Annotated in this window: 22 protein-coding genes and 1 tRNA gene; 14 read left to right on the top strand and 9 right to left on the bottom strand. The window is 59.5% G+C overall.

The window, feature by feature from the left end:
- Positions 1 to 69: 69 nt before the first annotated feature.
- The 6 genes from P0D80_RS37655 to P0D80_RS37630 are packed head-to-tail and all read left to right on the top strand — an operon-like array spanning position 70 to position 2,531.
- Entirely contained in the window at positions 70 to 417 is a 348-nt protein-coding gene (locus P0D80_RS37655; RefSeq protein WP_408291397.1) for a beta-hexosaminidase, read from the top strand.
- Positions 414 to 659, top strand: a complete 246-nt coding sequence (locus P0D80_RS37650; RefSeq protein WP_408291395.1) for a hypothetical protein — start codon at positions 414 to 416, stop codon at positions 657 to 659. The genes P0D80_RS37655 and P0D80_RS37650 overlap by 4 nt, the downstream gene beginning before the upstream one ends.
- The gene (locus P0D80_RS37645) at positions 649 to 963 is read left to right on the top strand and encodes a hypothetical protein (RefSeq protein ID WP_408291393.1); all 315 of its coding nucleotides are present in this window, start codon (positions 649 to 651) and stop codon (positions 961 to 963) included. Before P0D80_RS37650 ends, P0D80_RS37645 begins: the two co-directional genes overlap by 11 nt.
- Positions 956 to 1,837, top strand: a complete 882-nt coding sequence (locus tag P0D80_RS37640; protein ID WP_408291391.1) for a ParB/RepB/Spo0J family partition protein — start codon at positions 956 to 958, stop codon at positions 1,835 to 1,837. The genes P0D80_RS37645 and P0D80_RS37640 overlap by 8 nt, the downstream gene beginning before the upstream one ends.
- A 2-nt stretch (positions 1,838 to 1,839) precedes the next feature.
- Positions 1,840 to 2,295, top strand: coding sequence for a hypothetical protein (locus P0D80_RS37635; RefSeq protein WP_408291389.1), 456 nt, complete (start codon positions 1,840 to 1,842; stop codon positions 2,293 to 2,295).
- A 5-nt stretch (positions 2,296 to 2,300) separates the two neighbouring features.
- On the top strand, positions 2,301 to 2,531 hold the full coding sequence (locus P0D80_RS37630; RefSeq protein WP_408291387.1) for a hypothetical protein: 231 nt from the start codon (positions 2,301 to 2,303) through the stop codon (positions 2,529 to 2,531).
- A 12-nt stretch (positions 2,532 to 2,543) separates the two neighbouring features.
- Here the strand turns inward: P0D80_RS37630 and P0D80_RS37625 are convergent, their stop codons facing one another.
- Both P0D80_RS37625 and P0D80_RS37620 read right to left on the bottom strand, forming a co-directional pair.
- Complete coding sequence (locus tag P0D80_RS37625; RefSeq protein ID WP_408291385.1) at positions 2,544 to 3,188, bottom strand: DUF4145 domain-containing protein; 645 nt, start codon at positions 3,186 to 3,188, stop codon at positions 2,544 to 2,546.
- A 39-nt stretch (positions 3,189 to 3,227) separates the two neighbouring features.
- On the bottom strand, positions 3,228 to 4,325 hold the full coding sequence (locus P0D80_RS37620) for a site-specific integrase (RefSeq protein ID WP_408291383.1): 1,098 nt from the start codon (positions 4,323 to 4,325) through the stop codon (positions 3,228 to 3,230).
- 215 nt (positions 4,326 to 4,540) lie between these two features.
- Here P0D80_RS37620 and P0D80_RS37615 point away from each other — a divergent pair.
- Both P0D80_RS37615 and P0D80_RS37610 read left to right on the top strand, forming a co-directional pair.
- Positions 4,541 to 4,615, top strand: a tRNA-Arg gene (locus P0D80_RS37615).
- A gap of 575 nt (positions 4,616 to 5,190) precedes the next feature.
- Complete coding sequence (locus P0D80_RS37610; RefSeq protein ID WP_408291469.1) at positions 5,191 to 6,351, top strand: acyltransferase family protein; 1,161 nt, start codon at positions 5,191 to 5,193, stop codon at positions 6,349 to 6,351.
- A 740-nt stretch (positions 6,352 to 7,091) separates the two neighbouring features.
- Here P0D80_RS37610 and P0D80_RS37605 read toward each other — a convergent pair.
- From P0D80_RS37605 to P0D80_RS37590, 4 genes are all read right to left on the bottom strand, one after another.
- Positions 7,092 to 7,613 (bottom strand): hypothetical protein, encoded by a 522-nt coding sequence (locus tag P0D80_RS37605; RefSeq protein WP_408177909.1) that lies wholly within the window; start codon positions 7,611 to 7,613, stop codon positions 7,092 to 7,094.
- 757 nt (positions 7,614 to 8,370) lie between these two features.
- On the bottom strand, positions 8,371 to 8,589 hold the full coding sequence (locus P0D80_RS37600) for a hypothetical protein (RefSeq protein ID WP_408291380.1): 219 nt from the start codon (positions 8,587 to 8,589) through the stop codon (positions 8,371 to 8,373).
- Between the two features lie 205 nt (positions 8,590 to 8,794).
- Positions 8,795 to 9,808 carry a class I SAM-dependent methyltransferase gene (locus tag P0D80_RS37595; protein WP_408291378.1) on the bottom strand — a complete coding sequence of 338 codons (1,014 nt, stop codon included), beginning with the start codon at positions 9,806 to 9,808 and terminating at the stop codon, positions 8,795 to 8,797.
- Positions 9,809 to 9,970: 162 nt separating this feature from the next.
- On the bottom strand, positions 9,971 to 11,089 hold the full coding sequence (locus tag P0D80_RS37590; protein ID WP_408291376.1) for an acyltransferase family protein: 1,119 nt from the start codon (positions 11,087 to 11,089) through the stop codon (positions 9,971 to 9,973).
- Between the two features lie 274 nt (positions 11,090 to 11,363).
- On the opposite strand from P0D80_RS37590, the gene P0D80_RS37585 reads away from it, so the two are divergent.
- Together P0D80_RS37585 and P0D80_RS37580 are read left to right on the top strand one after the other, a co-directional pair.
- Positions 11,364 to 11,972 carry a cysteine hydrolase family protein gene (locus P0D80_RS37585; protein WP_408291374.1) on the top strand — a complete coding sequence of 203 codons (609 nt, stop codon included), beginning with the start codon at positions 11,364 to 11,366 and terminating at the stop codon, positions 11,970 to 11,972.
- 247 nt (positions 11,973 to 12,219) lie between these two features.
- A complete protein-coding gene (locus P0D80_RS37580) occupies positions 12,220 to 13,113 on the top strand; it encodes a LysR family transcriptional regulator (protein WP_408291372.1) in 894 nt (297 codons plus the stop codon).
- Between the two features lie 136 nt (positions 13,114 to 13,249).
- On the opposite strand, the gene P0D80_RS37575 is transcribed toward P0D80_RS37580, so the two are convergent.
- The 3 genes from P0D80_RS37575 to P0D80_RS37565 all read right to left on the bottom strand — a co-directional run bounded on the left by P0D80_RS37575 (position 13,250) and on the right by P0D80_RS37565 (position 14,795).
- Positions 13,250 to 13,957: a glutathione S-transferase N-terminal domain-containing protein gene (locus tag P0D80_RS37575; protein WP_408177902.1), complete on the bottom strand. Its 708-nt coding sequence runs from the start codon at positions 13,955 to 13,957 to the stop codon at positions 13,250 to 13,252.
- 227 nt (positions 13,958 to 14,184) lie between these two features.
- Complete coding sequence (locus tag P0D80_RS37570; RefSeq protein ID WP_132375501.1) at positions 14,185 to 14,406, bottom strand: hypothetical protein; 222 nt, start codon at positions 14,404 to 14,406, stop codon at positions 14,185 to 14,187.
- Between the two features lie 197 nt (positions 14,407 to 14,603).
- Positions 14,604 to 14,795: a CsbD family protein gene (locus P0D80_RS37565; protein ID WP_132375502.1), complete on the bottom strand. Its 192-nt coding sequence runs from the start codon at positions 14,793 to 14,795 to the stop codon at positions 14,604 to 14,606.
- A gap of 175 nt (positions 14,796 to 14,970) precedes the next feature.
- Here P0D80_RS37565 and P0D80_RS37560 point away from each other — a divergent pair, with 175 nt between their 5' ends.
- The 4 genes from P0D80_RS37560 (at position 14,971) to P0D80_RS37545 (ending at position 18,040) form a co-directional block, all read left to right on the top strand.
- Positions 14,971 to 15,297 carry a hypothetical protein gene (locus tag P0D80_RS37560; protein ID WP_132375504.1) on the top strand — a complete coding sequence of 109 codons (327 nt, stop codon included), beginning with the start codon at positions 14,971 to 14,973 and terminating at the stop codon, positions 15,295 to 15,297.
- A gap of 286 nt (positions 15,298 to 15,583) precedes the next feature.
- A complete protein-coding gene (dcm, locus tag P0D80_RS37555; protein WP_408291368.1) occupies positions 15,584 to 16,864 on the top strand; it encodes a DNA (cytosine-5-)-methyltransferase in 1,281 nt (426 codons plus the stop codon).
- Between the two features lie 63 nt (positions 16,865 to 16,927).
- On the top strand, positions 16,928 to 17,374 hold the full coding sequence (locus P0D80_RS37550; protein WP_408177900.1) for a very short patch repair endonuclease: 447 nt from the start codon (positions 16,928 to 16,930) through the stop codon (positions 17,372 to 17,374).
- Between the two features lie 162 nt (positions 17,375 to 17,536).
- The gene (locus tag P0D80_RS37545) at positions 17,537 to 18,040 is read left to right on the top strand and encodes a YbhB/YbcL family Raf kinase inhibitor-like protein (RefSeq protein WP_132375510.1); all 504 of its coding nucleotides are present in this window, start codon (positions 17,537 to 17,539) and stop codon (positions 18,038 to 18,040) included.
- Positions 18,041 to 18,138: the final 98 nt, after the last annotated feature.

Below are 18,138 nucleotides of genomic sequence, written 5' to 3'. Positions count from 1 at the left end.
AGAAACGAACAGACCAATCCACGCTGGACGGCAAGCGTCTTGCCGCTGGCGATACGGAATAAACGCCACATGCACAGACCAAAACTCAATGCTCCGCAGGAGCCGACGCGCAGAGACACCATCGGCCTGCGCTCCATCGTTCATTACGATCCGATGGCACCGCGCGCGACCACACCCGTCATGGTGGGAAGGTACGTTGTTGCGCGCCGACCTCTCGCCGGCAGCGTGCACACGCTCTACATAATCCTCGACGGCACCGACGTCGTCGGCACGTTGATCTCGTACCCAAGCGAAGATGACTGCGCAGCGGTCATTAAAAGGAATCAACGCAAGAAGGCCGAGTCCCTTGCCGAGAGCATGATCGCCAAGGCGAAGAAGCGGAAACCACGCGCGATACGTGTAAAGGAGGTCGCGTGATCTTCGCCCTCCTCGTCGCCATCACCACGTGCTGCACCGTGTGGTTCCTCACTGGCTCAGCCCAGCACCGTTATATCGGCTACCTGTTCGGTCTCGCAGACACCGTGCTCTGGCTATTCGCTGGCGCTTCCGCCGGCAAACTCATCGTCGTGGCTATCGCATTGTTCTGCGCGCTCTGCTTTGCCCGGCCGTTCCTGCGCGCCACCCTTTACGGTCGCCTCCGGAGACAACATGCAGACTGACATCTCCCCGATCTGCAAGGCGTTGATCGCCCTTTTTGCTGGTCAGACGGACCCGCTCACAATCGACAACGTTGAGGCCGCATTGCCGCACGCCGATCGACAGGCACTCCGCCTCGAGCTACACATGCTTGTGCGAGCCACGGTCGTGCGGCAGGCTATCCGACGCTCCGACGAACGCCTCGTTTACTGGCTCGCCGGTGTAACCATCGCTCCGTTTGACGGCACGCTGTTTCACTATGCCCCGGATGCCACGTTCGCCGACGTAGGCGGTATCCCGTCCAGACTGGAGGCGAATCATGGCTAAGACCAGCCTGCTCGTTCTCGACGCAATGATCGTCACCGGCAACACGAAGGCCGCGGTCAAGGCTGCCGGCGGCGGATCATCGGACCTCTGGACTGTCCCGCCCGGTGAGATCCACTACGATCCACGCGACAACGTTCGCCCACTGGACATGGAGCGGGTTCGTCACCTGGCCAGCTTGATAGTCGCCAACGGATACGACCGTAAAAAGCCGCTTGGCTGTTTCGTACGCAAAGTCGGCGGTCAAGACCGAATCTTTGTGTACGAAGGGCAGCATCGCTATCACGCGGCGCTGATGGCCATCCAGGAAGGTGCCGAGATTGACCGCCTGCCGATCGTTATCGACGAGGCGAAGTCCGTCAACCGCGTCAACCTCATCTATTCGGGCATCACCAACAACGACGGCGAGAAGCTGACGCCATTGCAACTGGCGGAGAAGGTCGTTGAGTTGCAGGAGCTCGGCGAGGTCAACTCCACGATCTGCAAGCGGCTGAACATTACAGACCAGACGATCCGCGATGTACTGCTGCTCGCCCAGGCACCGGTCGCACTTCACAAGCTCGTCCGCGACAAGGTAGTGGCGTCGACACTCGCGATTGAGGAAATCCGGACGCATGGTGGCGAGAAAGCGCTTGAGCGCCTTTCGAACGCAGCAGCACAGGTGAAGGCCAGCGGGAAGGCCAAAGTCACCAAGAAGGCTCTCTACAAGCCGGCTACGCACAAAATCACCGACGTGCAGGCAAAGCAACTTTTGCAGGCCCTGCAGGCTGTGCTCCATGACCGCGCATTCGGCCAATTGGAAAAGCAGACCATCGCAGGAGTACACACCGCCCTGCGGCCCGTGAAAGATCTACTTGATACGAAGCGAGGAGGTTGAAGATGGTTCGCCCGGCCATTTCTACCCCACGTCCGCTGCCGCGTAAGCGGGAACCAGCGGACAAACGCCCACGGCTTTCGCTCGCTGGCACCGTTCCGGCGTACGCATCGAACGACGACGTCAACTGCGGCGTGCTCACGCCCGCCAATGCCATCCAGAAGGACGAGGCTCCGCTCACGCGGCGCAAGACTATCCAGATGAACGAAGGCCAGTCGGATTCCCGACTGGCCACCCTCGCACGGATCAACGCGATTCGCCACGAGATTCGTCAACTGGTCGACGTCGTCGTGCATGGCGCGGACATTGAATTGCTCGACCTCATGCGCGACGAGGTGGGCAGCTATCGCCGGCACAAAGCCGCGCAGGAAGCACGCACGTGGGCTAGCGCCGCCGGCGTCCAGCTCGAAACAGGACTGATGATGCTCGATCGCGCGATGCGGCCGACACCGACGGAGTAACGACAATGAGTCTTCTCACCCGCGCATTCATTCTCGAAAAATTCGGCGTGCGGCTGACGATGGCACAGCTAGCGACGCTGCTGGCCATGTCCGAGGGCACCATCCGCAACCAGGTCAGCGCAGAGACGTTCCCGATCCCGACGTATAAGGAGGGCGCTGCCCGTTATGCGGCTTATGACGCGGTCGCAGAATACCTCGACGCGATGTCAGAGAAAGCGCGCAAGCAAGCCGCATGAAAAGTCATGCCGTTAGGCGGGGTTTGCCTTTGTGTCGCGCGCTTCAATGGCTCGGCGGGCAGACTCCGGCAATTCGGCGTACTGCGCCTGAATTCTCTTGGGCATCGCAATGCGTTGCTCGACGATCACATTCAGCATTTCGAACAAGGCGATCGCAACATCAGGGGTGTCGTCGAGCAAAATCTCCCCAGGATGAACCGCATTGTTTCCCACCACCCGGCAGAAATCGAGCGCCTGCTGGACAAATTCGGGTACCCCTTTTTGCACCAGCGACTTGATGTCGTCGTTGATGTTGTTGCCCTTCTCACCCAGCTCGCGCATCAACTTTTGCAGACATAGCCGGAGCAGAGCAGCAGCAGCCTTCGGCGAGCGTCCAACGATTTCACGTGCCTCTTCGTAGTCCGCCCGTGAGCCTTCCGGAAAATCCTCATGTGCCTGAACTGCAGCTACCCGCGAAGGGATGACTAGATTTCCCTCGTGCCAGTAGCTCCAACGGTGGCAATGAGTGCACATGCAAGCCCCCAGACCTTTTGCCGTCTCATACTTCGAAGCACGGTTGAAAACGTTAACGTCGGACCAATGTTGCCCCGCGTACACGCCACAATGCACGCAATTGAACTCTCTCGCCTGATACTGAGGTGGATAATATTTTTGCAATTTCGTATTCCCCGATTATTCGTTACCGTATTTGGGCAATCACGCTGCCTTGACCAGCTTTAACCGCCCCTTCTTCGCCACCTGAGCTGGATCTAGATTGGTGTATCGCTTCAGGTTTCGCCAGTCCTTATGCCCTGTCACCGCTGCGACCTCTGGGATCTGCCAGCCCGCCTCGAATAGCGCGCTAGTGGCTTCGTGCCGCAGATCATGCAGATGCAGATTCTCAATCCCCTTGTCGTCACACGCCTGCTTGAAGTACTTGCTGGCCGTCCCCTTGTCGAACCGGAAAATAAACTCATTCTTGTGCGGCGGCACGGCCGGATCGACCGCCCGCTTTGCGGCATATTCCGGCGGGACAGGGTAACGCGCCTGTCGCATGATCACTTCGAACGAGTCCCCGATCAGCGGGATCCACTCGTTGTTGCCGACCTTCTGCCGGGGGTGCTTGCGATCGCGCACGAGCGCGAGGTGATTCTCGGCGTCGATGTCATCCCAGCGCAGGTTGAACAGCTCACCGCGACGGAACGCGCACTGCATGGCGACGCGCAACAGATCGGGCATGGCCTGCTGACGTTCCGGATGCTCGGCAAACCACGCGAATATCTTTTCGATTTCTTCCGGCGTCGGTCGGCGATCCCGCTTGCCGCCGGCATCGATCAGTCGCAGGTGGTGAAGCGTTGGCCGGGCTGCGCCGATTGCATCGGGCAGCGTCAGGCCAAGCAGTGACGCCGTGTGACGCAGCACGGTTCCCAGCTTGGAGATATCCATGTCGACCGTATAACCGCCAGCGCCGGCCTTCCTGCGATCCTGGGCAAACTTGACGATCTGCTGGGTCGTGAGCCGCGAGGCAAAGTGACTTTGAAAAGCATCCTCCAGCCGCTGCAGGATGTAGTACTCGTTCGATTTCGCTTTGACGGCCCGATCAGATTCGGCTCGCGCCTCGCGATACTTTTTGACGAGGTCGCCGACCGTCACAGTTGCCGCATCAACGGCGTTCTGTCCCTTGTCGATCTCGACTTCTTTTTCCCGCGCCCAGGCTTCGGCGGCGCCTTTGGTTTTGAACGTTTTTGCTATACTCTGCCCTCGCCTGCGTACCTGGGCACGCCAGCGACTGCCGACTGGCAGGATTGAAGCCATGTTTTCCCCGCTCGAAAACTGTAGCAGTGCCAGATCATTTTTGGGTGCTACAGGGACGATTTGTAGCAAAAGTGTAGCAGAGACTGCTATAAACTGGGGTTCACGGGCTGTCACGGCGCTTCATTTAGGAAGAAGCAGAAAAGCCGGAAACGCCTACGGGACAAGGCTTGAGCCAATAACTGCAAGGGCTCGGTCGTCCCATTGCAAATATCCATCTCCCTGTAGTTCAATGGATAGAACAAGTGCCTCCTAAGCGCTAGATACAGGTTCGATTCCTGTCAGGGGGACCAACTAGCTTCCCAGCCTCACCCAAGTTTGCCCATAAAAGCCCCGTATGCCTTGCGCTGTGGGGCTTTTTTGCTGCCATCAGTGCCCACGTTTGCCCAACACAATCCAGATTCGTTGGCAGTCGTGCTGTGGTTCGCGCAGGGTTGGTATCTAAACAGCCGCCTCGAGCGAGTCCATGCAAAACTTGCTCAACACTCCCTACGTTGGATGGATTGCGCCGGTACCTCTGCGAAAACGATCCGCAGTATGACGACGAACGGAGATCCGCAGCACGTCTCAATGATGCCGGAGATCTGTTCGCAGGGATGGCTGACTGCGCGCCAATTAAGTCAAAGGAAGATGCTGGACGTCGGACGCTGGATACGCCTTTCGCATAGACCGCTTGTCGAAAGCCTGAGCATCGCTGGGCATCGCGCAGGGCATTTGCATACTGACATCAGGTCGGCATGCAGACGCATGGTGTTCGCGGGTGGACGCCTCAGGAGGCCGAGTTAACCTTTGGATGCACATAGGCGTGCCGCCGAGCGATGATGCGGTTCACTCGCCCGTTATCTGGGAGGGCGCAGATGTGTCGACGATGACGTATCGTTCTGACGGCACCTGCCGTGACGCTGGTAATATCTCGCAATCTTTCGAGGCCTTACCAGTGAAAGCAGAAAAAATCCATTCGCTGACATCGTTGCGATTCTTTGCTGCCGCCATGGTGGTCGTTTTTCATACTCGCAGAGAGTTCGGCTATTTCGGCCTCGCGAACCATCTTGCGCTCACGCAGGCGGTATCCCTTTTCTTCGTTCTGTCTGGTTATATTCTCGCCCATACCCACAGAACGATCACATCAAAGAATGACCTTCGCTCCTTTTATCTGAAACGGTTCGCCAGGATTTGGCCCCTGCACCTTGCTGGCGCTGCGGCAGCCGCATGGCTGATTCACTTTGAAGGCGGTTCTATTGCGGGCGCGGCAGCGGTGCTCAATGTTCTGCTGCTGCATGCCTGGTCATGGAACATCAACGACTATTTCTCGTTGAACGGGGTTTCATGGAGCCTGTCCGATGAGGCGTTCTTTTATGCGGTCTTCCCGCTACTGATTTGGCGAGCGAACACCACTTGGGCCGTCAAGCTCGCGGGCACCGTGCTTCTTACCGCCGCAATGCTGCTTGCCTTTAAGAACATGGGACGCCCGTTGATGTTGTGGTCCGCGTACATTTCACCGATCACCAGACTGAGCGAATTTATGATGGGCATCGCTGCCTATCAACTGCTGGAGAAACTGGGGCGAGCCATCAAAACCGGCTGGCCAGCGAGCGTGATTGAAATTGGCGTCGCATTGATCGCAGTGTCGGCGGTGTGGGCCGCAGATCTCAAATTCGTCTCCGACCTACCTTTCCATCCCAACAAGCCTGTTGCTATTTGGCTATCAAACTGCGGAGCGGCCATTGTGTTCGCTTTGCTAATAGCCGTTTTCGCGCTTGAAAAAGGCATCTTGTCTCGCCTTTTAAATGCGCGACCACTCATTTATCTAGGCGAGATCAGCTTTGCCTTATACATGGTGCATCAACTCGTATTGCGGTACGCGGAAGACCACGGCTACATGACGCCAAGCTATTCGATTTCTACCAAGGCAGTCGCGTATTGGCTGGCGGCCATTGCGGTCGCAGCGGTAGCCCACCATCTGATCGAGATCCCCGCTCAGAGGCTAGTCTGGTCGCGCCTCACGGCACGGCACAATTTAATAGCCTAATCCATAGCAGGCCAATCATTCGGAAACGCCGAGTGCAAGAGATCTAATCGCATTGCAGGCGTGAATGTTTTGTAGAAATTTTCATGGCGTGCGTCACAAATCAATAGCAATTGCTGGCCAGGCGAACGGAGCGCGTTTGGATTGACAGGAACGCATCGCGCTCGGCAGATGGCGGCTGAGTTGGCGCCGCAGGTGATGGAAACGTACAGCCTCACCAGAGAGCGGTCGTTGCTGCCGCTCCTTGTCGATGGCTGGATGCTCGACTATAAATCGCCGGCGGTTTGTGGCATCCATCAGATCTGCGCGGCGCGTCTGTTGCGCTCAAAGTAGCGGTCTCGGCGCTTCAGTAACCTGCGGACACAATTCGCGCCGAACTTCGTTCTGCACCCCCACTCTGATCTTTTAAGGAGGTGCAACATGCTCAGGCTTGTCGCAGTTACCAGTTTGGCTGCCGCACTGTCGGGTTGCGTCGCATATCCGGCTGGCTACGGGTACGCTGATCCTGGATACGGGCCCGACTATGTACCCGCATACGGCTACGGCAGCATTAACGTCTGGGCTGGAGGCGGCGGCGGTTACCATCACGGGGATTACCACCATGGCGGTTGGGACCACGGCTACGGGCGGGGACACTGGGAAGGTGGCCGCGGCGGTGGACATGGTGGGGGCCACGGCGGCGGCCACGGGCGCTAAGCGTGCCGGCCTGCTCGGCCGGCTAAATGATTCTTGGCAGTTCGAGACTAGAGAGCAGAATCCCGCGTGCCCTGCCGATTCGAATTGCTAAGCTTGGCCGCGCCCTGCATCAGAATTGAAACTGCCTGCTTGGCTCCCGACATGGAGAAGCGGTAGACGGCGAATCTGCCATCCTGAAGGGCGACGGCAATCCCGAGAGGCATAGTAGAGTCAAGCAGCGAATCCATCGCGTCCGGGTTGCCAATCTGTGCGCGGAACATGGGGCGGCCACTTTGCGTAATCGACGTGTCGCAGGTGAGTTGAAAAGGAATGGCGCCAAGGGATGTAGAAAACAGGGCTGGCGAGGTCACCCCTTTCTCGCAGTTGGTGGCTGTCATGAGATACCAGTAGCAGACTCCTTCTGAAGGTCTGCACGCTTTCATCAACATTCCGCCGCTATCGTTTACCGAACCGGCGAAGAGTTGTCCATCATCAGTCGCGCCAGTGATCCAATCACCGATTGGTGCCGACTCGGACGTAAGCGGCAACGCAAGTGCAGCCGCGAGCACCACACACGATATTTTCAGCATCCCATCACCCCACCGCATTTGCCGGCATCCAGGCCGACTCAATTCGTGTGACGACATTCTTCTGCGGCTTCAGTATCGGCATTTTCGCTGGGGTTCTGAAGTATCGCGATAAGCGGAATGGCTGCAGGCGGTGTGCGAGCTATGCGCAGTGTGGCTCCGACCTCGCGCGCGTCAGGGTTTGGGCGTCGCGTGTGCCGATGTATCTGCAAATGGACCGTGAACGGTGCCATATACCGTATGCTCGACGGCGTTTCCCGAGTGCATACAGTCTATAAACGTATGCGCTCGCTTCTCCGCATATCTGAACGCATCCTGCTCAGAGATGAATTCCAGTTGCTCTGGAAAACTTGCAACCTTTTGTACAGGTTGACTCGACGAACTGATAGTCCAGGACACCTTGTACCGGCGTCCGACATTGTGCAAACACAACGTCTTCCCGGTCGTGACCTGAACGTCGATTCTGAACCCGCGATACGGAGCATAGGTTTGGCAAACCATGATCAATCTCCTGACGCGATGGTCCGCGTATGCAGCCAACATCGCGCAACCGCCATGCCCCAAGGTGAGCCACCAGGGAAACTACCACCTGGTTCAGAAAGGCTCAGCAAAAAAAAAGCCGCAGGCAACGCTGCGGCTCAAAACACACACACCGCGCTCGGGGCGCTGACGTGAGCCATTATCTTACAGAAACCTGTCGATGAATATAACCAGGGATTTCATATGATGTTTTCAAAAACGCTTACCGAGCCGTGATCGACTACTGCTCGATATACATCCGCCATTCCGGGAATTGCTCGAAGAAGCTTTGGCTCACGTAGACCTGGTACAGAACCGGTGAGCTACTGTCGGTCGTGGACCCGGGCTCGCCCAACACAGTCAGTCCCGGATCAACGCCAGAGAGGCTCGCCCATGCGGTGAGATCGTCCGGCAGGTCGGCGGCTTCCTCGCGCGGCACACGCAATTTGATCGGTTTCATGGGGGTCTCCGACAAATGGTGAAGGGCATCTGCCGAATATCATACAAAGAAGCGGTGCGGCCGTGTCAGCTGTGCCTCGATGCTGGAGCGTTTTTCACGAAATTGCCTGTTCACCCTGCCGCCTTGACCCCAAAGCGACTATCCGCATCTCTTGCGACGCGGCGGCCAGATACACCGGGGTACATAGCCACTTCGACGCGCGCACTCAATACGATACGTTTCGCCCCCTCGCACCGAGCCCGCGAAGCTTCGTCACCACGGCACGCAGCGGCGCCGTGATTCGCCAGGAGGTCGACGACTCGAGTTCCCTGATCGTCGAAGTCCGTGATGCGATCTCCTCTTGCATCACTGCGACCTTGGCTCGCATTTCCGCAAGAGCTTGTTCGGCTTCGGCGAGCCGCTCAGCCGGGTCGGCGCTCATGCTCACTGCCCTCTCCGTACCCACCGGAGCGCCGTAGAACTCCTCAGTCGTAAGCTCAACGCGAGGAGGTTCCTTGCGAAAAACAATGATCATCTCTCCGCCGGTTTCTCCGCGCGCAGGCACGAAGTCGACGAGATTGAATTCCACGAAACCCATCTTCAGGATCGGCTTCAAAACCTTGGACACGATCGTGCCGCTCTCGAAAACGTGACTGTGAATACCGACATGCGGAGGCGCCTGCAGCTTCTGCCGGATACGGTTCATATCCAGCTTGTCGGCCACATGCATCGGCTTGTTGACGAATGCTTCGTCGTAATAGATCTCGCATTCGATTTGATGTTCGCGCGGGATTTCCTCGACGCCCGCCAGATACTCGGCCACGAAATGGCTCAGCGCCGTGTCCTGCCTATATTTGTCGAAACTGAACTTCTTGTCGGGCAAGGCGAGAAACAGGATTCCGCCCGGCTGCATCATGTCGCATAAGTCGGACAGCCATTGAATCATGTTGGGCGCGTGTTCCATCACATGATTCGCGATTATGTAATCGAACTTATCGCTGATGTAGTCGCCGTACCGGTTCGAATGAACCACGTAATCGATTTCGGGTATGTCGACGATCATGTCCGGATGCGTGCACTCCCGAACCAGTTGCTCTTTATCTTTCCAGTCAAGATATCGCACATCGGCTTCCGACTTGAAGACGGTTGGCTGATCGTACGGCCCTATCTCGAGACCGACTCCCGACAGATTGGCATGTTTCAGAAGATGTCCGCGGCGCAGCGTCGTGACCAGATTCATGAACTACCTCTCGGCGTGGGGACTGGCACCGTGCAACTTACCATGTCTTGCACTGCAGCCGAACAAATCAATTAACTATCGACTGACACGGAAACTAAACAAATTGATGGTTACGCCCCCGACTATTAAGTGTTGCAGACGCGGCAAACGTCGCCCATTACGCTAATGGCCGTTTTCGTCGGTCGCGTATCTCGCGCACCGGCTTCGGTTCGGGTCGCCACCGCGTCGCCGCCACGGGAACCGCAATCTCATTGCCGGTTTTTCGACGACAAACCACGAGAACAGGGTCAGTGCCATCGATATGACGAAAGTGATCGTCACCATGGCGATATCCGGGTGGGAGAAGCCACCGAAAAATGCGCCCATCGTGTCATGTCCGCCGTAGAGCATCGACTGCAGGACAACGTAGTGCCACAGGTAAAAGCCGTACGAAACTCGCCCTAGTCCCACCAGCGGCGCGATATTGAGCACCCGAACCAACGTGGAACGCTGATCCGTCACGACCTTCGCAATGATGAGTGCTGCGGCTAACGGTGTCAGCGGATAACCCAACACCTGCAACGAAAACTCGACGCCGGTCTCGCTAAGCAGCACGAAACAGAGATAGGCAATAGCAACCGGCCACAACTTGCCGGCCCAGGAGGTCCAGCGGCGAGGCGCCACTGCCAGCAACGCGCCGATCAGAAGACCGTCGGAGTGAGTATCGAAACCACAATAAACGCGGACCACCGGGAAGTCATGCGACATCAGAAACGAACGCCACCCAATCACCGCGACCGTGAGAAGCGCGACCGCGATGAGGATGCGCCGTGGCCAAAATTTCAACACGCCCAGCAGGATCAGCGGCCAGACGAGGTAAAACTGCTCCTCGATCGCGAGGGTCCATGTATGTCCGGTGAGATGCGCATCGTAGATCTCGAACGCACGCACCCAATTCATCACATAGAAGAAAGCCGGCAGGACTTCCAGACCCAATCTCAACGGGGCAGGAAATATCAGACAATAGACACTGACGCCTGCAAGCATCAGCAATAGAGCCGGATAAAGCCGCCGGGCGCGCCGCCAATAAAACGCCGGCAAATCGATCCGACCGGTGCGCAAGTGTTCGGCTACCAGCAGGTTGGTGATCAGGTAGCCGCTCAAGACGAAAAATACATCGACACCGACATACCCGCCCCCCACAACGCCGGCAAGACCGGTATGCGCAAGAAATACCGCAATGACGGAAAGTGCGCGTAAGCCGTCGAGGCCAGCAATCCGGACGTGCTGAGGTTGATTCATTGCCTATTCCGGGGACGCGTCGCGGATATCCCACTACGCGGATGGTCACAGTCGATAGTTTCTCGAGATGTTTGGTAAGGATCGGGCTACGACAGTTCCACGAGTCGCCTAATACCCTATATGGCCGCAGCGATGGTCGTCGTCGCACGAGAAGGCCGCTGTGGCGGCGTCGAACTGTGCAAATCACGCACAAACTCTGTTTAGCCCACGGCGTTGTTGCGGCGCTTCGCCCGCCTTAGACTCGGTTCCTCTCCAACCACTGCCGAAAAGAACCATGTCCAGCCGCACACTTCGTAGCATCCTCGGTGCCTGCCCGCCCGCTTCGCTGCCGGCTCGCGCCACCGCGTTGCTGTTGATCGACTTTCAGAACGAATATTTCACAGGCTCGCTGCCCATTCCCGGTGGCGCGGCGGCGTTGCAAAACGCGCGCCAGCTTGTCGAATGCGCTGACCACCATGGGTGGCACGTCGTCCACGTGCAGCACATTGCACCGGCCGGCTCACCTCTGTTTGCCGCCGATAGCCGGCAAGTGGAATTTCACACGGACATGCAACCGAAGCCCGCCCATCGCGTCGTCGAGAAGAGCTCCGTGAGCGTATTTGCCAGCACGGATCTCGCGCGTACGCTGAAAGACGATGGCATCACGCATCTCGTCATGGGTGGCCTCATGACGCACGCCTGCGTAGCCGGTGCCGCGCGAGACGCAGTGCCGGCAGGCTTTGAAGTTGTCGTGGTCGCCGACGCATGCGCGACCCGCGAAATCGTCGTCGACAGTGAGTTGCGCGTTGGGCACGCCACGCTGCATCTGTCGGCCCTGGCTGAAATCGCGGATACGTTCGGCTCGGTGATGAGCACGAGCGACGTCCTGTCGCTGGCCGCCTGATAAACGGCACGAAGCTCATCATGTCATTCGGATATTCCGGCATCCTACTGATTGTCGAGCGCGGTGCTCGTTAGTGGCTACGACGACGTCATGGTAGCATCGGGCGGCTCGGCATCGAGCGTCACCGGCCGAATCGAAGCTACGTTTGGCGACGTGATGAGCACGTCGGAAATTATTCACTTACCGCTGCGCTAAGCATTGGCCCGATTCACCTTCGTGGTGACGCCGCGTAGCGCCAATCTCGCCCATGGACCAGTTGCTTGCAATGCGTGCCTTCCGCTTCATCGTCGAAGCGCAGGGATTTTCGGCTGCGGCCGAACGGCTCGACACCACGCATTCGAGCGTGTCGCGTCAATTGAAGCAACTCGAGGTTTCGCTCGGTGTTCAGTTGCTCAACCGTAACACGCGGCGCTTTACGCTGACGGCCGCGGGTGAACGCTACTACAGGGCCAGCGTCGATATTCTCGATCGCGTGGAAGCAGCGGCGCAGGCCATGGCGGACGAACATCAACAGGCGGCCGGCTTGCTGCGCGTCACCGCGCCGCTTGCCATCGGCACACTGGAACTGGCTGACTGGCTTCCGGCGTTCCAGAAGCGTTATCCCGACATCCAACTAGAGCTATCGTGCAGCGATCAGTTCGTCGACCTCGTTGCAGAGGGCTTCGACGTAGCGCTGCGCATCAGCGGACCATTGGCGGACACGACGCTGGTTGCGAGGACCTTGGCCGTCTCGGACGTCGTGCTGGTTGCATCGCCGACCTATCTGGCTCGACACGGACTCCCACACACAGCCGGGCAAGTCGCCGAACACGAGTTACTGTCTTTTACCGGCGCGCTCGCACCGACAGAATGGGTGCTGACGTCCGAACAAGGCGCGCCAATCCATGTCTTGCCGCGCAGCCGGCTGAGAACGGACGCTATCACTGCGCTCTACTCCGCGGCGCTCGCGGGCGCGGGTATTGCCGCCTTCACGCGGCAGACGGTTCAGACAGACATCAGAAGCGGCCGTCTCGTTCAAGTCTTGCCAGGCTACACGCTCGGAAGCCGCCATTACTACGCGCTGTATCCGCAAACGCGTTATGTGGCGCCCAAGGTACGGGCGTTCGTCGATCACATGGCTGAGCACTATCGCGGACGATGACGATGCGCTCGACGCAGCGTCAAGCGAACACAAATAGAAGAGCGAGAGACAACCCAAGATTCACGCAGAAAGCGCGTCGGGTCCAAGGTGAACGACGGCCGGCCGGCGAAACTCGCCGCCCGGCCGCCTGAATCGATTACGACGGACGCTTCGGAATATCCAGTCCCTTCGCCACGGCCGGTCGCGCGACGAACGCAGCCAGTGCGCGCGTCACGTTCGGGAAGTCCTGAATGCCGACGAGATCGCCCGCTTCATAGAAGCCGATCAGATTACGCACCCAAGGAAACGTGGCGATATCGGCGATCGAATACGAATCGCCCAGAATCCAGTCACGTCCTTCGAGTTGCCGATCCAACACGCCGAGCAGCCGTTTCGACTCGCCGATATAGCGATCGCGCGGACGCTTGTCTTCATACTCCTTGCCGGCGAACTTGTGGAAGAAACCCACTTGGCCGAACATCGGCCCGATGCCGCCCATCTGGAACATCACCCACTGGATCGCTTCATAGCGGCCGACGGCATCCTGCGGAATGAACCGGCCGCTCTTGTCAGCGAGATAAATCAGGATCGCGCCGGATTCGAACAGCGGCAGCGGCTTGCCGTCAGGCCCGTTCGGATCGATGATCGCCGGAATCTTGTTGTTCGGATTGAGCGACAGAAACTCCGGCGTCATCTGATCGTTGGCATCGAAGCGCACGAGATGCGGCTCGTACGGCAAACCCGTTTCTTCGAGCATGATCGACACCTTCACGCCATTGGGCGTGGGCAGCGAGTAGAGCTGAATCCGGTCCGGATGCTCGGCAGGCCATTTCTTCGTGATCGGAAAAGCGGATAGTTCGGTCATGTGGCGGTGTAACCCTTGTGCGAAAGTGGCGGCTTGAAAAGAGAATCGGGCCCCGGCAGCCGGCCGGACGACCCGCAGCGAAGATCCCAATGCAAGATCGCCAAATATAAACCGACTCGGCGCAACGCGTGCGCGCGCGGCCCGATGCTCCTATCGGCACGCAAGGTTTTACAGTCGACGTGTAACAGAGTGGCCCGCGAACGCAAAACGCGCACGCTAGCCCGCACTCACCACAAATCCTTGGTCGCCGTGCCGGCGCGCAGGTTATAACCATCGCGCCACAAGGACGCGCCGACCGTCAGCAACAGCGTCTTCTGCTCGCCGTCGAGCAGTTCCCACGCCGCCGCCAGCCAACTGGCGAAGCTCGCGCAGGTCTGTTCCAGGTCGACGGGCGTTTTGCCCTCGAGGTATTGCCGTTCGAACATCGAAAGAATTTTTTCGGGTGTCATGGGCGCCGTCTCCGTGTTGGATGCGCCAAGTCTAAAGGCGGCGCACCGCGTGCGGAATGCTCTCGACGCCAATCCCGGGTTACTCCCAGGCAAAATCCGCCATCGGTCGAAAAAGGGCCGTTGCGCGACGCAAAAGCGTCGGCAAAAAAGGAAAAGGCGCCGAAGCGCCTCTTCCGTCGAACCCGTCGCAAGCGGAATTACGGCGCGTTGCGCTTGGCGTTGTCCTTGGCGTCTTCCTTCGCGTCGCCATAGGCCTTCTGCACCTTGCCCGCGCCTTGTTGCAGATCGCCCTTCAGTTCCTTGCCCGGGTTGTTCGTGGCCTTGCCGACCGCTTCGTTGACCTTGCCCTTGACCTGCTCAGTCACACCCTTCACCTGGTCCTTGTTCATGTTCGGCTCCACTATTTGGAATGCCGGCGCGACATTACGCCAGTATCCGTACTCAGCAACGGGTGTGCCCGTGCCTGCGCACGGCCTCGTTTCTCCAGCGCGCGTCGCGTAAAAATATTTTCAGAAAGGCCTAAAGTCCCGCCTCTGCCTGCCGTAAAGGTGCCAAGGAGGAGCCATGGACCGCACACTCATTACGCTTTCGGGATCATCCCAGGCCGCGTTGATCGACCGGGACATCGCGCATATTGCGCGTGTGATGCGGCCGTCTTTACACGGCGACCTGGGCGGCCCGATCCTGCCGGCCGCGTATTGGCGCAAGCGTCTGTACCAACTGCTCGACGCCGGCAACCTGTCCCACGCGCAACTGTGCACGGTCGACAGCCTCCTGCTCCAGCTCGATCAGTACGAAGCTGAACCTCAACTGGCCTGGGACGCATTGGCGCCTGCCACCGCCGCCCTGTTCCCACCGCCCTATCCGGCCAACGCCAGCCACCCGGTCTGACGCGCTGCGAGCCTGAACCCCGGCCCTTCCCGGGCCGGCGGCAGCCCCTTTGCACGAGCTAAAAAAAGGCCGCGAAACACGTCGCGGCCTCAACACGTCGCAACGCGGGGAATTCGCGTCACGCCAGAAGCGTACACGCGCAACTGTGACAGCCACATTTAGCCGTGGACTTCCCCTGTCCGCGGTGTGCCGAACGTGGAAATTTTCTGCCCAAGCTGCGCAAAAAATAGGGAAATGGGACGACGTTAGGTCATAATGTCCGCAAAAATTCCCAGCAAGGACACCCGTGACCCTCGCCGCACCGCTCGCACTGCTCAAGCAAGCGCGCGCCCGCTTCACTCAACGCGAAATCGCCGCGCATGTCGGCAAGGACATCAAGACGGTGCGCCGCTGGGAAAAAGGCGAAACGCAGTGCCCGGCGATGCTGGAACCGGCCTTGCGCGATCTGCTGCAAAACCGCGCGCGGGCCAAACGCAGCGCGGGCGGCGACGCCCAGTTCCGCTTCATCGATCTGTTCGCCGGCATCGGCGGGATTCGCATGGGCTTCGAGGCGCATGGCGGCGACTGCGTCTTTACGAGCGAGTGGAACGACTTTTCGACCAAGACCTATCGCGAGAATTACCCCGGCGGCGGCGAGCATGCGCTGATCGGCGACATCGTCTCGTTTCCGGCTGAAGACGTGCCGAGCCACGACGTGCTGCTCGGCGGCTTTCCGTGTCAGCCGTTTTCGATCGCCGGCGTGAGCAAGAAGAACGCGCTGGGCCGGCCGCACGGTTTCGAATGCACGACCCAGGGCACGCTCTTTTTCGACGTCGCGCGGATCATCGCGGCGAAACGCCCCGCCGCGTTCCTGCTGGAGAACGTGAAGAACCTGCTCTCGCACGACAAGGGCCGCACCTTTGACATGATCCTGCAAACCCTGCGCGACGAACTCGGCTACGAAGTGCACTATCGCGTGGTCGACGGCCAGCATTTCACGCCGCAGCATCGGGAACGGATCATCATCGTCGGCTTTCGCGGCAAGACTTCGTTCTCCTGGGACGACCTGCATCTGCCGGCAGACGGCCCGCGCCTCGGCTCGATCCTGCATCGGACGGACGGCAGTGAACCGGTGCTGCCGTGGGACCAGGACCGCTTCTTCGATCACTCGGGCCGGCGCGTACAGCCCAAGTACACGCTCACGCCGAACCTCTGGACCTATCTGCAAAACTACGCGGAGAAGCATCGCGCGGCAGGCAACGGTTTCGGCTTCGGCATGGCCTATCCGAACAGCGTGACGCGCACGCTGTCGGCGCGCTATCACAAGGACGGCTCCGAAATCCTGGTCTATCAAGGCGAGGCACTGCGTCCGCGCCGCCTCACGCCACGTGAATGCGCGCGGCTGATGGGTTTTCCCGATACCTTCCGGATCCCGGTAAGCGATACGCAGGCCTACCGGCAATTCGGCAACAGCGTCGTGATGCCGGTGATGCGCGAAGTGGCGCGCATCATGCTGCCGCATGTGCAAACCCTGCTCGTCGAGGAGACGCGCCATGGTTCGAAGCAAACGCTCTCGCTTTACGCGTGAGCGGTCAGCTTGTGTCGGTGGCCGGCCTGTCGAAACCTTCGAAACACTAGCTAAGCGCTAAAGATGGTCGATATCGTCGACAGCGCGACGCGCAGCCGGATGATGTCCGGCATCCGCGGCCGCAATACCAAACCGGAAATCCTGATCCGCAGCCTGCTGCACCGGCAGGGCTTTCGCTTCCGTCTGGATGCGCGCGATCTGCCGGGACGCCCGGACATCGTCTTGCCGCGCTACCGCGCTGTCGTGCTGGTGCACGGCTGTTTCTGGCACGGCCACGACTGTCATCTTTTCAAATGGCCGCAAACGCGGCCGGAGTTCTGGCGCGACAAGATCGGCCGCAATCGCAGCAACGACGACAAGGTTCGCGCGGCGCTGCTCGCCAACGGCTGGCGCGTCGCGGTGGTATGGGAATGCGCTTTACGCGGCGCCAATCGCGATATCGAGGGTGTCTTGCAGCGGCTCGTCGAGTGGCTGAAGAGCGACGCGCCGAGCTTCGAGGAACGCGGCTGAAAGCCGCCTGTAGCCTCGCCGCCTGCCACGAATTCGAAGGCCGCTGGTGATACACTCGACTGGCTAACTCGGGGTACTTCCGCGCGGCGCCCTGCCCTGCAAACCGGTTGCAAAACCGCACGCCCCGACCATCCCAGAACCACTCAAGAAGGGAGGCACATCATGGCAGATTTCCGTCTCTGGTCCGACGAATTTCCCACCAACGGCTTCATGCCGAAAGCCCACGAATATCACGACAAGGCCTTCGGCGTGGACGGCGAGAACATCTCGCCCGCGTTGCAATGGGAGGCGCCGCCGCCCGACACGCAAAGCTTCGCGCTCACCGTTCACGATCCCGACGCGCCCACCGGCAGCGGCTTCTGGCACTGGGTCGTGGTGAACATTCCGGGTGATGCCCGCTCGCTGCCGCGCAACGCCGGCAAGGCGGATGGCTCGTTGCTGCCGCAAGGCGCGCTGCAGGTGCGCAACGACTACGGCACGGTCGGCTTCGGCGGCGCCGCGCCGCCGCGCGGCGACAAGGCGCATCGCTACATTTTCCGTCTGCATGCGCTGCGCGTGCCGCATCTGCCGATCAACGCGGACACCACCAACGCGGTGGCGCGCTTCATGACGCATCTGAACGAACTCGACTCGACCACTCACACCGGCTTGTACGAACTCAAATAACGCGGGAGACGCGGTTGCCCGGCCGCGCAACCCCCCCCCGCCCCCCCCCCCCCCCCAACCTCCCCCCCGGCGGCCGCGGCGCCCCCGGCCGCAGCCGC

This window comes from Paraburkholderia sp. RL17-373-BIF-A, assembly GCF_046030175.1.
Lineage (GTDB): Bacteria > Pseudomonadota > Gammaproteobacteria > Burkholderiales > Burkholderiaceae > Paraburkholderia.
This window is presented reverse-complemented; position numbering and strand designations above follow the sequence as displayed.